The sequence below is a fragment of the Planococcus donghaensis MPA1U2 genome, assembly GCF_000189395.1.
Taxonomy (GTDB): domain Bacteria; phylum Bacillota; class Bacilli; order Bacillales_A; family Planococcaceae; genus Planococcus; species Planococcus donghaensis_B.
The window spans coordinates 66293-79706 of record NZ_AEPB01000019.1; the positions used below are offsets into that span (position 1 = coordinate 66293).

The following is a 13414-nucleotide window of genomic DNA, read 5'->3' on the forward strand; positions in this document are numbered from 1 at the left end:
CTATTAGTTAAGGTGAAAAACATCTGACTAGAATTCTGGCAGATGAAAATCATTGGTCTAATGATAAAGACTAACAAAAGGGGATGTTTGCATGTTTACAGATCAAACGATTATTGTTACAGGTGGATCAAGTGGTATGGGACTTCATATGGCTAAAAAATTTGCTTCGGAAGGAGCAAATGTGGTGATAACTGGACGAGACATGGAAAAACTCAACGAAGCGGTGAAAGCGATTACAGGAGAACGAGGTTCAGTAGAAGTATTTCAAATGGATGTACGAGAGCCGGAGCATGCGAAAGCGATGGTCAAGTTCGCACATGACAAATTTGGAAGAGTGGATGGATTAGTTAATAATGCAGCTGGGAACTTTATTGTTCATGCAGAAAAACTTTCACCAAATGGTTGGAAATCGGTAATTGATATCGTGTTGAACGGTACGTTTTTCTGTTCGCATGCGGTTGGGAATTATTGGATTGAAAACGGCACAAAGGGCAATATTATCAATATGCTTGCCACGTATGCTTGGAATGCCGGTGCTGGAGTTGCTCACTCAGCAGCCGCTAAAGCAGGGGTCATGTCGTTAACTCGAACGCTTGCCGTTGAATGGGGAACGCAATTTGGGATTCGGGTAAACGGCATTGCCCCTGGTCCAATCGAACGGACAGGCGGAGCAGAAAAGCTGTGGGAATCTGAGAAAGCAGCGAAACGTACATTAGAATCGATTCCGTTAGGCAGACTTGGAAAACCTGAAGAAGTTGCTGAACTTGCTGCCTTTATCATGTCTGAAAAAGCCTCGTATATGAATGGTGAAATCGTCACTTTGGACGGCGGACAATGGCTAAATAAATTTCCTTTTTAAGTAATTTATAAGGGGAATTAAATAGTTTCAAACATGCCGATGTGTTATGATGAACCTAAACGGTGGCATTTAATACAGGCGTTGTAAAAGGAGTAGAGTTCATGATTTCATTACCAAGCAAAGATTTTCTTGATACACCGATCGAAGACTATATCATCTCTTCCGAGAAAGTTGCACATGTTCAAATAGGTAATAGTGCAGAACATGCATTACTTGTTTTGACGAAAACTGGTTACTCAGCTATACCAGTTCTAGATTCAAAATATCGCTTTCGCGGCCTTATTAATGCACAACGAATAACTGATGCAATTCTTGGGTTAGATCATATAGAATACGAACGGCTTTCTGATATCCGCGTGGAAGATATAATGGAAAAAGATCTTCCTTTGATCCACATTAATGAGCGGTTTCAAAAAGCGCTAGATATGGTCATTAACCAAAATTTCCTTTGCATTGTCGATGATGAAGAAATGTTTATGGGAATCTTGACACGGCGTGTTGTATTAAAGCAATTAAAAAAACAACTTTACCAACTAAAAAAATAAATGCAGAGAAGGTCTCGTCTTAGAGGCCTTTTTTATGCTTAAAAGAAGACGGATCTTACTACTTATAACTGTTCAAACTCTGGCGCCCAGATTCTAGAAGTAGAAGCCAACTTGGCTTTTGCTCATAAAATCTATAAAGGCGCTTTTGTTTTTCTTATACCGAGTCGAAAAGAGGTTTGTTCAATGGAAAAAACAAAAAGACCGTTAGTTTTGGCTTCTGTCATGTTGGCGATGTTTGTTAGTGCTGTGGAAGCTACAATTGTCTCAACGGCAATGCCGAGTATTGCCGCTGAGTTAGGCGGTTTTTCACAATACAGTTGGGTGTTTTCGGCCTATTTATTAATGAGTACGGTAACTGTTTTGCTTTACGGTAAACTATCAGATATATTTGGGCGTAAACGGATTTTTACTATCGGAATGCTATTATTTTTACTCGGTTCGTTGTTATGTGGGTTGGCCACGTCGATGGATGAGCTGATCATTTTTCGCTTTGTTCAAGGACTCGGAGCTGGTGCCGTTATGCCCATTGCTACGACGATTGTCGGAGATATTTATACAAGAGAAGAGCGGGCCAAAATACAAGGTTATTTGTCGAGTGTATGGGGGATTTCAGCCGTTACAGGTCCAGCTATTGGTGGTGTACTTGTCGTAACCATTGGGTGGGAATATGTATTTTGGGTAAATTTACCTCTTGGGATTTTGTCTTTACTAGGCGTGTTATTCTTTTTGAAAGAACCTGTAAATCATAAAACACCAGTAATCGATTACAAAGGTGCAGTCCTTTTAATGGTTGCTTTATCAAGTTTATTGTATTTACTTGTAGAAGGTGGCGTGTCATTTAGCTGGGTATCCACACAGTCGCTAATGTTAGTAATAGCTAGTAGTATCCTAATTATTTTTTCGTTTTTGTTGAACGCAAAGCTGTTGATCCGATTATGCCTTTTGAAATTTGGCGAAATAAAACCATTCTTTTTGCGAATCTCGTATCTTTAGCAACTGGAGTTATTTTAATTGGGATATCGAGTTATTTGCCTACATATGTAACGGGTGTTATGGAGCAACCTGCAGCAATTGCTGGTTTCACACTAACTGCCATGTCAATCGGTTGGCCGCTTGCCGCATTTTTCTCTGGAAGACTGTTATTGAAAATCGGTTATTTTAAAACATCATTAGCCGGGGGAGTATTCCTTGTAATTGGCTCTTTGTTATTTGTGTTGATGCAACCAAGTTTTGGGCCATTATGGGCGGCGATGTCAAGTTTTGCCATTGGCATTGGTATGGGTTTAACCAGTACGGCTTTTATCGTATCAATTCAAGCAGCTGTTTCCTACAAACAGCGCGGATCGGCTACAGCTTCGAATATGTTTATGCGAAACTTAGGCAGTACGATTGGTGTTGCGCTACTCGGTAGTATTTTAAACAGTTCGCTTTTGCGGTATTTTACTGAAAATGACCAAAATTATACATTGAGTTCTATCAATAATTTATTAAGTAAAAATACACGTGTCGAGATGCCAGTCGAAGCGTTAAGGTTTCTTCAAGCAGCACTAGCCGAGTCGCTTCAAATTGTATATGTCGTAACTGCATTTTTTGCGATGCTTAGTCTGGTATTGATTTTAGGGCTTCGCAGTCAAAGAGGGGTGAAGAGTCATGTCAAATGAAGAATTGGTTATAAAAGTGTTGGCAGAAGAAGGCAATATGAGAAAAGCTGCCGAGCGATTATTTCTTTCACAACCAGCTTTATCTCAGCGTCTTCAAACCATTGAAAAAGATTGGGGTCAGCAATTGTTTATTCGGTCTCAAAAAGGACTTTCACCTACACCAGCAGGAGAATTAGTCATCCAATACGCCAACGAGACGATTCAGCGAAAAGAAGAAGTATTTGAAGTGCTCCATACGTTAACCTCAAAAGTACATGGCACATTAAAAATTGCTTGTGCCACTATTATTGGTCAAAATTGGCTGCCAAAAGTATTGAAAGATTTTGTCACGCTTTATCCAGAAGCAAAAATTCAATTGATCACAGGTTGGAGTTCGGAAATCGTTCGTGCTCTTTACGACGGCGAAGCACATATTGGAATTGTTCGTGGTCATACAGATTGGAAAGGGCCAAAATTGCACTTGTTTAAAGATACATTGTATTTAGTGGACAAAGAAATTCGGTCACTTGAAGAGCTTATTCAAACAGAGCGACCATTTATTCAGTTTAAAAGTGATTCGACTTATTATGAAGAAATTCAGCAATGGTGGCAAAAGCATTTTGCTTCCAATCCTAAACGCCAAATAACAGTCGATCAAATCGAGACGTGTAAACAAATGGCGGTAAACGGAATTGGTTACGCCATCTTGCCATCTATTACGCTAACAGGCAGCGAAGAAGTGCATATGATGCCATTAACAAACGACGAAGAAGAATTAGAATTGACACGAGATACATGGTTAATCGGTTATGAATCAGCGTTCCAGCTGCGTCAAGTTGAAGCATTTGTCGATATCGTCAAAAAACATGCCACTTTATTAAGGTGAAGTGGATGAATTTTTATACTAAATCAGATATAATAACAACATCACATAACAGAAAGAGGTTTTTATTGATGAAACAAATGGATGCAAATGAAATTATTTCGTACATACAGAATGCTAAGAAATCGACGCCTGTAAAAGTTTACATAAAAGGACAAGGTGTTGCTGATTTAGATTATGGGACAGATTCAAAAGTATTCGGAGAAGGCAATTCAGTAACTGTATTTGGTGAATGGTCAGATATTCAAGCGGCATTAGAAGCAAATGCTTCTGTCATTGAAGATTCTGTGGTGGAAAATGATCGCAGAAATTCAGCGATCCCAATGTTAGATATGAAAAACATCAACAGCCGTATTGAACCGGGTGCATTTATCCGTGAAAATGTGGAAATCGGCAATAACTGTATCATCATGATGGGCGCAGTTATTAACATTGGTTCGGTTATTGGAGATGGTACGATGATCGACATGGGCGTTATTATGGGCGGCCGTGCAACTGTCGGGAAAAACTGTCACATTGGAGCTGGCGCAGTACTAGCAGGCGTGATTGAGCCAGCATCAGCTACTCCTGTTATTGTTGAAGATGACGTGATGATTGGTGCTAATGCAGTTGTTCTTGAAGGAGTTCGCATTGGTAAAGGTGCAGTTGTGGCAGCAGGCGCAATTGTTATCGAAGATGTACCTGAAAACTCAGTAGTGGGCGGAACTCCAGCGCGTGTATTGAAATTGATGGATGCAAAAACTCGTTCAAAAACAGAAATTAAACAAGAATTAAGACAGCTATAATCGGTGAATCCAATGGAATTAGTGAAAATTAGAAGAGCTTTGCATCAAATTCCGGAAATTGGTTTTCAAGAAGTAAAAACGCAAGCCTATTTAATGGACATTATTTCTCAGTTCCCACAAGAGCGTTTAGAAATAGTGAAATGGCGTACTGGGATTGCAGTTAAAGTGTTAGGTGAAAACCCGACCAAGCTAATTGGTTGGAGAACAGACATAGATGCTTTGCCAATTACAGAAGAAACAGGCTTAGAATTTCAATCGACTCATCCAGGATTTATGCATGCGTGTGGTCATGATATTCACATGACAATTGCCATTGGCTTTTTGCAAAAACTAATTGAAAAACCGATTAATGACGATGTGGTTATTTTATTTCAACCAGCTGAAGAAGGTCCGGGAGGCGCATTGCCTTTTCGGGAGTGGTTGAAAAAAGAAAAGCCTGATTTTCTTCCGGATATGATTTTTGCTTTGCATATCGCACCAGAACTCCCTGTAGGCACCGTGGGTACACGACCAGGATTATTGTTCGCGAATACATCGGAGCTGTTTATCGATCTTCACGGCAAAGGTGGGCATGCTGCTTTTCCTCATCTAACAGAAGACATGGCAGTTGCTGCGGCTTCCTTGCTTATGCAATTGCAGACGATTGTTAGTCGAAACGTGAACCCAATGGATTCAGCTGTCCTGACCATTGGCAAGCTTAGTGCTGGCACAGTGCAAAACATTATCGCTGAACATGCGCGTCTAGAAGGAACCATTCGTACGCTAAACAGTGAATCAATGAGCCAGATGAAAAAGCGAATTGAAGCAATTTGTCGTGCAGTAGAAGAAGCATACAATTGTCGAGTTAGTATCGATTACGGTTCAAGCTATCTCGAAGTCAATAATGATCAAGAGTTAGCTGGTAAATTTTTAGATTATGCAAACCGAGTACCTACTATTAAAGCTATACGTAGCGAAGCGGCAATGACTGGCGAGGACTTTGGCTATTTTACTGAGCAACTTCCCGGCGTAATGTTTTGGGCAGGTGTTGCTTCCTCTTATGGGTTGCATCACGCAAAGTTAAACCCCGATGAACAAGTATTAACATTCATGCCAGATTTTCTACATGGCTTCTTTTTAGAACTATAAGAACAGGCAGCTTCGGCTGCCTGTTCTTTTTTAGTAAGAAAATTAAACCATCTTTTATTGTGAGAATATGGAACTATTTTTAATTCGTAGCGTACTAATAAAGAGACGAGTAAAAGGGGGATCAACATGTATAGACGAGTGCTGGCATTTTTTGCTTTTGCATTGTTAATTAGTTTTTTTATCGTGCCACAACCATCTTTAGCGGCGCCACAAATCACAGTAGATTCAAGTGCCGGTTTTCAAAACAAGGTAAAATACGAAAAAGGGTTACCGTTGCAATTTACGATAACTAACGACGGGTCAGCGTTCTCTGGCGATTTAGTACTTAGCTTTTCAGAAACTTATAATCTTGGAGCTGGAATGGCAGTACCCATCGAGCTCGCTGAAGGAGAAACAAAGTCGCTACAAGTCGCAGTATCTGGATTAACGGATACCTATTATTCAGGAGGAACAGGCGACCAAAATATTTTCTTATTTGAAGGTGGATGGAAAGACGGAAAATCTATTGCTTTTAAAGGAAGTAAAAAGATACAGCCTTCCAATTATTCACCTATGTCCTTATTTGTGGCAACGTTAACCGACGATCAAGACCGCTTATCGCCTTTAAAGCAACTTTCAATACCGAATAGTGAAGGTGTGGAAGTATTTCATCTAAATCAATTAAAAAATTTCACTTTACCTACCGAAGCGCAAGCTTGGGACATGATTGATTTTTTAGTTATTGACGAATTCTCTTATAGTGATTTACCAGTAGCTACACAACAAGCTATTTTGCTGTGGCTTCAACAAGGCGGACACGTGATTACGGGATCTTCCAGTAACCTAGAAGCAGAACTCGGAAATTTGAGTGAATATTTGCCTTTAAATTTAGCAGAATCAAAAGAAATGACAATTCCAGGATTTGAAAAACCCATCCCCGTGTTTCAAGCAACTGCTAAAGAAGGAGCAGTCGTTAAACTGCAAAAAGACGGTCAAGTTCTGGCAGCATCACGGTCTGTTGGATCTGGCAGTTTGACCCAAACGAGTTTTTCACTTGGTGATGAAACTGTTTCAAGTCAAAAAGGTTATAGTCAAGTGATTTCGAATTTTTTCCCGTCATCTGTAGCAAACTATAATGCGATGGGTGGGCAATCAATTCTTGATTATATGACGTATGAAGTTGGCAGTGTTAACGAACTATTTGATAGCTTTGAAGTGTCAAAACCATTCATTATAACGATTATCGTGCTATATATATTATTAATTGTCCCTATTTTATATATTGTACTGAAGAAAAAGGACAAACGTGAATATGCGTGGTTTATCATTCCGACGATTGCATTGTTGACTTCAATTGGATTATTCGCTTTTGGAGCAAAAGATCGTATCGGAAATCCGCAAATTCAACAAACTGGATTTTTTGAAGTAGATGCTGATAATGGATTAAAAGGTTATTACGTCAATTCATTGCTTTCAAACCGTGGAGGAAATTATGAATTTACAGCCCCATCATCTACTACCATGACGCATCGCTTAGCTAGTGAATTTTCAACCACGCAGCCATATTTATCGGCCATGTTGGAAAAAGGAGCTGCAAGCAACCAAATGACCTTACGCGATATGCGTTATTGGTCTGTTGGTTCGATTATGGGCCAATCCTATATTGAAGATAGCGGGGACTTCGGCATCGATTTGGAAGTCGCAAATGAAAAAATTACTGGAACTATTCAAAATAATTTTCCATTTGCAGTCGAAAGTGTTTCGATTTGGACTGGCACACGTCTTATAGACATTGGCAAGTTAAATCCAGGTGAAGAATTAGTGGTGGATGAAACAGTTCAATCAGCTATTTTATCACCAGCTGCACCGATTGGTCAGTCTTATAGTTATCAGCCAATAGCGAATTTAAAAGAGTTAGAAAAAGCGCGTCGTCAAACATTGCTTACTATGTCTTATGAGCAATTGTCACAAAACGGAAAAACACCGTATGTGGTTGCATATACTCAAGATGCCATCGTTCCAATTACGCTTGAAAACCAACGGGCATCTGTAGAATCTGTCCATCTTATAGCCCAAAGCTTTAAACCGAAATTGAGCTTGAGTGGTGCGATTACTTTAAATACTGATGTATTCTCGATGGATCTTGCATCGGCTAATAACACCGGCTATTTTGAAAACGTATCAGATGATCCTTACATGTATTACTTAGAACCGGGTGAATATGAACTTACTTATACACTGCCAGAAGATGTGGAGCTAAAAAAAGCTGATTGGGATGAATTATCAGTGACCAAGTCTGCGACAAATTTAACTGTTAGTATATTCAATTATGAAAGTGAAGATTATGAGGAAATTGACGAGTCTAATCAAAAATTCACCGACAATGCTAAAAATTATTTGAATGCAGAAGGCACTATTAAACTTAAATTAAACATGACTGAAAATAATTCTGGAATTCCCGAAGTGATTGTGCCAAAAGTTAAATTGAAAGGAGTGATTGCTCCGTGATTGAAACAATTGGATTAACAAAAAAATACGGTTCTTTCTACGCACTTCAGGATTTGAATCTGGTGGTAGAAGATAGCACAGTTTTTGGTTTTGTTGGTGCAAACGGAGCGGGTAAATCAACAACTTTCTCGATTTTAGCCACATTGCTTCAACCAACAGCTGGAGATACTTTTATCAATGGGATGAGCGTTACTAAAAATCCTCAAGAAGTTCGTAAACAAATTGGCTATGTGCCAGATTTCTTTGGTGTTTATGATCAATTAAAAACAGATGAGTACTTAGATTTTTACGGTGCAAGTTATGGCATTAAACCAAAAGAGCGTGCTGAATTGATTCCAAAGCTTTTGGAGTTAGTCAATTTAGAGAACAAGCGATATGAATATGTTGATTTATTATCCCGAGGAATGAAGCAACGATTATGTCTAGCACGTGCATTAATTCACGATCCAAAAATACTAATTTTAGATGAACCGGCATCAGGACTAGATCCACGTGCGCGAGTAGAAATGAGAGATATACTAAGAGAACTAAAAGCCATGGGGAAGACTATTTTAATTTCGTCTCATATCCTTCCAGAACTTGCAGAAATGTGTGACAGTATCGGGGTTATTGATAATGGTAAATTGATTGCACAAGGATCCGTTGCTGACATTCAAGCCCAATTGCAAAGTGAAAAAGTGCTTCGTGTTAAAATAATCGGCGACATGCAGGCAGTTGTTTCGTTTTTTGAAATGGATCCATTTGTTTCTCAACTTGTAGAGCTGCAAGGTAAAAATACACTTCAATTTTTCTATCGCGGCAGTGAAGAAGATCAACTGCAATTGTTGCAACGCGCAATTCAACAAAAATTGCCGATTCTTTCATTTTCTGAAGAAGAAACTGATTTAGAAGATGTCTTTATGGCGATTACAAAAGGAGTGGAAATTGGATGAAAACCCTATTTACCAATCCTGTACTAGTTAAAGAGCTTAAATTGCGTTTCCGCAACTTGAAAAGTTTTACAGGTATTTTGTTTTACTTGATCGCGATGAGTGTTTTTGTGTTTGGTTTTATCTTTCTAGCTACGTCTTTAACTGGAAATGGGTTTTTCCGTCCAGATGAAAGTTTCATGCTATTTAGTATGATGACGTATATTCAATTAGGATTGATTTTATTTATTACGCCCGCCTTAACAGCAGGTACGATTAGTACAGAACGTGAAAAACAAACATTGAACATATTGCTAACCACGTCGCAAACGTCATTTCAAATCATATTTGGAAAAATGACGTCATCGATCGCATTTTTATTGTTGATGATTGTGTCTGGTTTACCTATTTACAGTTTAGTTTTCTTATATGGAGGCGTTTCTCCGAGTCAATTATTATATATTTTCCTGTTTTATATGCTGACTTTACTCGCAATTGCGAGCATTGGGGTCATGTTTTCAACGTTAATTAGAAAAACCATTGTTGCAATTATTGCCACTTATGGAGCCATGATTTTTCTTGCGGGTGTCACGGCATTCTTTTTATTAATCTCTGTTCAAGTTTCTCAAATGGGCATGACTTCGCCGGCGACAACCATGTCGCCAATAGCTCATTTTTGGGCAACGATTAACCCACCGGCAGTGTTGTTGACTTTATTACAGCCACCGATGGAAGAGCAATTGCAAACAGTGACGTTGGTACCTATCCCATTATGGATTGGTTACACCATTTTTTATGTACTACTAACAGCTGGCAGTTTATTGTTAGCTGTAAAAAAATTGCGCGTAAATATGAATAAATACAAATAAGGAGGGATTCTCATGAACAATCGTGATATTCGTAACTATGTTAAAAAAGTAGAGCGTATTTTGAAGATGCTTCATATCGGACGTAGTTTTCAGTTTGCTTTGTTTGCAGGATTATTGTTAGCTGTAGCTTTGCTTTTCGTGTCACGATTGTTCGTGCTTCCTTATTATGAATTTTATGCATATGCAGCAGGAACAACCGTATTAGTTGGTTGGCTGTTATTGTCTTTAAAAGGACTTCCAACTGAGCAGCAAGCAGTACAAGAATTAGATCGCTTTACACCGCATAATCAATTATTGACGGTTTGGAAATTGACAGAACACAATAAACTGTCAGAAGAGCTGATTTACAAAACAGCTCAAAATATTCCCTATAGCTATCAACTGTTTCGAAAAGAACGCAAAGTGTGGCTACGCCCTAAATGGTTGATAGGTGCTGTAATCAGTGCTGCTTTAATGCTCTTGCTTTTAGTGTTTCCAAGCAATTTGCAAAATCAAGCAAATGATGTGGAAAAAGAACTTGAATTAGTAGAAGAGCTTAAAAAAGAAATTGATGATATTAAAAAACAAGCAGAATCAGAAACGGTAAAAAAAGAATTAGAAGCTTTAAAAGCTGCAATAGCAGAAAAAGAAAATCCGGAAGCGGTTCTAAAAGAAATTGTAAAAAAACAAAAAGAGTTGGAATTGAAAAAGCGGCAGTTAGCGGAAGACAACAATACTGAAGCTAAAAAAACGAGTGAGGATATAGAAAAAGCAGCCGATCAATTAGCCGAACAAGCAGGAAAGACGCAAACGACTTTAAGCAATATGGGGAAACCTGTCGCATTTCCGTTGCAACAAACAATTGCTAATCGTGAACAATCGAACGAAAGTAAAAGAGACGGTACTAGTGAGGGCGAGTCCTCTGAAACTACTGGTGAATCAGGTGGTAGTGGACAAGCATCAGAAACTGGAGAGAACAAATCAACAGGTGAATCAGATTCAGAAAATAGCGAGTCTCAAGGCCAGGGACAAAGTCAAGGACAAGGCCAAGGACAAGGACAAGGCCAAGGCCAAGGCCAGGGACAAGGACAAGGCCAAGGCCAAGGCCAGGGACAAGGACAAGGCCAAGGCCAGGGACAAGGACAAGGACAAGGCCAAGGACAAGGCCAAGGACAAGGTGGCAGCGGGGCTGGTATAGGTAAAGGTAGCCGCGATTTATTGACAGTACCTACTCGAATCGGTGGCCAAGGACAAACGACAGTTGATAGTGGAGAAGTTGGTGAAGGCGAAGCTGTTGGTGAACAAACTGGGACGGTTTCTGCAACAAAAGGAACTGTTCGCCCCTATGCAGATGTAGTAGGAGATTACTCAACATCGTATTTTTCAAGCGCCGACCGTCTGCAATTGCCACCTGACTTGCAAACCATTGTTAAACAATACTTTACAGAAATTGAATCCGACAAATAGAAAAGAGGGTTTTCATGACATTCACTACCGAGCAATTTACAGAGATGAGCCAATTGCTTCAAGAAGTAAAGACGGAGATAGGACATTTTATCGTTGGACAAGAAAGCGCAGTTGAGTTTTCTTTATACGCCATTTTAGCAGACGGACACGCTTTACTCGAAGGGCTCCCAGGTCTTGGGAAAACGATGTTAATACGAACCATTTCGGATGTTCTTGATTTGTCGTTTTCAAGAATTCAGTTTACGCCTGATTTAATGCCTTCAGATATTACCGGAACTAGCCTGATTGAACGAGACGCACAAGGGCGCCAGCAATTTACGTTTAGAGAAGGCCCGATTTTTCACCAAATGGTATTAGCGGATGAAATTAACCGCGCAACTCCTAAAACTCAAAGTGCGCTTTTGGAGGCAATGGGAGAAAAAACGGTGACGATTCTAGGAGATACAAAAGAAATGGCACGCCCATTTTTTGTTTTGGCTACTCAAAACCCTATTGAGATGGAAGGAACTTATCCGTTGCCAGAAGCACAAATGGACCGATTTTTATGTAAGATTCTAGTTTCTTATCCTAGTCGCAAAGAACTTGCTGAAATTAGTCGACGAACAACAGGCGCACAGTCTATTAAACTCAGCAAAAAAATGAATACCTCTAGTTTAATCGAGGCACAACAGATGGTGAAAGAAGTATTGTTGGCAGAAGACATTTTAATGGTCGCTGTCGACATCATTCAAAATACGCATCCTGAGCATTCAGAACATCAAGAAATTCAACAATTTGTTCAATATGGTAGCGGTCCTCGTGGATTGCAAAGTTTAATCCGCTTAGCTAAAGCACGGGCGTTAATGGAAGGGCGTTATCATGTATCTATTGGTGATTTAAAGCATGTGGCAAAACCGGTATTGAGACATCGTTTGTTATTAAATTATGAAGCAGAAGCCATTGGCAAACAAGCAGACGAATTGATCGACAAAGTGCTGAGTACAGCAGGTAAAGGCGTTTTGAAATGACGCTATTAAACCTACCAGCTGATTGGGGCTCACGTCTCAGCCGCTACTCCATAGGGACAAAAGCAAAAATAAGGGGTCATCATAAAGGGTCTCATCGATCTATGCGCTTTGGTAGTTCGCTAGATTTCTCTGATTTTCGGGAATACCATCCGGGAGATGATGTACGCCACATTGATTGGAACGTATACGCACGAACCGAAAGAGTATACATTAAACGCTTTTTAGATGAACAAGAAATGCGTATTCACATATTGCTAGATAGCTCGAAATCGATGAACAATAAATGGCTGTTTGCTAAGCAAATGGTGTTTTCACTTGGGCTAATGGTATTAGGAAGCGATGATCGATTAACGGTTTCTGCTGGACTAAAAGAAGTCATCCCTTTTCGAAAAAAAGGAAAGTCAGCTAAAAAGTTGTTGGAGCATTTTGTTTCGACCATGCCAGAACCTCAAAGTTTGTCGTTTGCCAAGCAAGCAAGTTTTCAAGCAGCAAAAGATTCTACAGTCTTATTTATTGTCTCAGATGGGTTAGAACCGTTAGAAGAGTGGAACTTGTTTTTTAGACAAGCTCCAGCCTATGCGCATGATATTCGGTTTATCCATATGAATACAGAAGAAGAGCGGGTGCCTTCTTATAAAGGAGATCTTCGCTTTATCGATGAAGAAACGCAACAAGTGACGAGTGTGACGGTTACAGAAGAAGCGCTTCGTGCCTATCAAAAACAAAGCGAGCTTCATAGCAAAGGCTTGGAATCACTTTGTCGAACTTATGGAATCGCATATCTGCCTTTACGTGTAGAAGATGGCATAGAGCAAGTATTGTTCCATCAAATGATAAGGAAAAATTGGATCGGATGA

13 protein-coding genes are annotated in these 13414 nt (G+C 39.6%); all 13 read left to right on the forward strand.

Translation table 11 applies throughout. The features are described 5' to 3' along the window. The first annotated feature begins 91 nt into the window (after positions 1-91). The 13 genes from fadH to GPDM_RS05670 all read left to right on the forward strand — a co-directional run bounded on the left by fadH (position 92) and on the right by GPDM_RS05670 (position 13414). Entirely contained in the window at positions 92-859 is a 768-nt protein-coding gene (gene fadH / locus GPDM_RS05615) for a 2,4-dienoyl-CoA reductase (protein WP_008429814.1), read from the forward strand. A gap of 101 nt (positions 860-960) precedes the next feature. Continuing rightward, positions 961-1404, forward strand: coding sequence for a cyclic-di-AMP-binding protein CbpB (cbpB, locus tag GPDM_RS05620; RefSeq protein ID WP_008429816.1), 444 nt, complete (start codon positions 961-963; stop codon positions 1402-1404). A gap of 183 nt (positions 1405-1587) precedes the next feature. Next, on the forward strand, positions 1588-2397 hold the full coding sequence (locus GPDM_RS16975; protein ID WP_008429818.1) for an MFS transporter: 810 nt from the start codon (positions 1588-1590) through the stop codon (positions 2395-2397). Further along, positions 2340-3065 (forward strand): MFS transporter, encoded by a 726-nt coding sequence (locus tag GPDM_RS16980; RefSeq protein ID WP_008429820.1) that lies wholly within the window; start codon positions 2340-2342, stop codon positions 3063-3065. The genes GPDM_RS16975 and GPDM_RS16980 overlap by 58 nt, the downstream gene beginning before the upstream one ends. Beyond that, positions 3055-3930 (forward strand): LysR family transcriptional regulator, encoded by an 876-nt coding sequence (locus GPDM_RS05630; RefSeq protein WP_008429822.1) that lies wholly within the window; start codon positions 3055-3057, stop codon positions 3928-3930. Before GPDM_RS16980 ends, GPDM_RS05630 begins: the two co-directional genes overlap by 11 nt. Positions 3931-3998: 68 nt before the next feature. After that, positions 3999-4712, forward strand: a complete 714-nt coding sequence (gene dapD / locus GPDM_RS05635; protein WP_008429824.1) for a 2,3,4,5-tetrahydropyridine-2,6-dicarboxylate N-acetyltransferase — start codon at positions 3999-4001, stop codon at positions 4710-4712. Positions 4713-4724: 12 nt separating this feature from the next. Further along, the gene (locus GPDM_RS05640) at positions 4725-5840 is read left to right on the forward strand and encodes an N-acetyldiaminopimelate deacetylase (protein WP_008429826.1); all 1116 of its coding nucleotides are present in this window, start codon (positions 4725-4727) and stop codon (positions 5838-5840) included. Between the two features lie 126 nt (positions 5841-5966). Further along, complete coding sequence (locus GPDM_RS05645; protein ID WP_008429827.1) at positions 5967-8327, forward strand: hypothetical protein; 2361 nt, start codon at positions 5967-5969, stop codon at positions 8325-8327. Further along, positions 8324-9259: an ABC transporter ATP-binding protein gene (locus GPDM_RS05650; RefSeq protein WP_008429829.1), complete on the forward strand. Its 936-nt coding sequence runs from the start codon at positions 8324-8326 to the stop codon at positions 9257-9259. Before GPDM_RS05645 ends, GPDM_RS05650 begins: the two co-directional genes overlap by 4 nt. Next, positions 9256-10104, forward strand: a complete 849-nt coding sequence (locus GPDM_RS05655; RefSeq protein WP_008429831.1) for an ABC transporter permease — start codon at positions 9256-9258, stop codon at positions 10102-10104. The genes GPDM_RS05650 and GPDM_RS05655 overlap by 4 nt, the downstream gene beginning before the upstream one ends. Positions 10105-10116: 12 nt before the next feature. Beyond that, a complete protein-coding gene (locus GPDM_RS05660; protein ID WP_008429833.1) occupies positions 10117-11550 on the forward strand; it encodes a hypothetical protein in 1434 nt (477 codons plus the stop codon). Positions 11551-11564: 14 nt separating this feature from the next. Continuing rightward, the gene (locus tag GPDM_RS05665) at positions 11565-12557 is read left to right on the forward strand and encodes an AAA family ATPase (RefSeq protein WP_008429834.1); all 993 of its coding nucleotides are present in this window, start codon (positions 11565-11567) and stop codon (positions 12555-12557) included. Further along, a complete protein-coding gene (locus GPDM_RS05670; protein WP_039862937.1) occupies positions 12554-13414 on the forward strand; it encodes a DUF58 domain-containing protein in 861 nt (286 codons plus the stop codon). Before GPDM_RS05665 ends, GPDM_RS05670 begins: the two co-directional genes overlap by 4 nt.

Coding starts and splice junctions, on each gene's coding strand:
- GPDM_RS05655 (WP_008429831.1), top strand. CDS start 9,256: ATGAAAACCCTATTTACCAATCCTGTACTAGTTAAAGAGCTTAAATTG.
- GPDM_RS16975 (WP_008429818.1), top strand. CDS start 1,588: ATGGAAAAAACAAAAAGACCGTTAGTTTTGGCTTCTGTCATGTTGGCG.
- GPDM_RS05665 (WP_008429834.1), top strand. CDS start 11,565: ATGACATTCACTACCGAGCAATTTACAGAGATGAGCCAATTGCTTCAA.
- GPDM_RS16980 (WP_008429820.1), top strand. CDS start 2,340: ATGCCTTTTGAAATTTGGCGAAATAAAACCATTCTTTTTGCGAATCTC.
- GPDM_RS05640 (WP_008429826.1), top strand. CDS start 4,725: ATGGAATTAGTGAAAATTAGAAGAGCTTTGCATCAAATTCCGGAAATT.
- dapD (WP_008429824.1), top strand. CDS start 3,999: ATGAAACAAATGGATGCAAATGAAATTATTTCGTACATACAGAATGCT.
- GPDM_RS05630 (WP_008429822.1), top strand. CDS start 3,055: ATGTCAAATGAAGAATTGGTTATAAAAGTGTTGGCAGAAGAAGGCAAT.
- GPDM_RS05670 (WP_039862937.1), top strand. CDS start 12,554: ATGACGCTATTAAACCTACCAGCTGATTGGGGCTCACGTCTCAGCCGC.
- GPDM_RS05645 (WP_008429827.1), top strand. CDS start 5,967: ATGTATAGACGAGTGCTGGCATTTTTTGCTTTTGCATTGTTAATTAGT.
- fadH (WP_008429814.1), top strand. CDS start 92: ATGTTTACAGATCAAACGATTATTGTTACAGGTGGATCAAGTGGTATG.
- GPDM_RS05660 (WP_008429833.1), top strand. CDS start 10,117: ATGAACAATCGTGATATTCGTAACTATGTTAAAAAAGTAGAGCGTATT.
- cbpB (WP_008429816.1), top strand. CDS start 961: ATGATTTCATTACCAAGCAAAGATTTTCTTGATACACCGATCGAAGAC.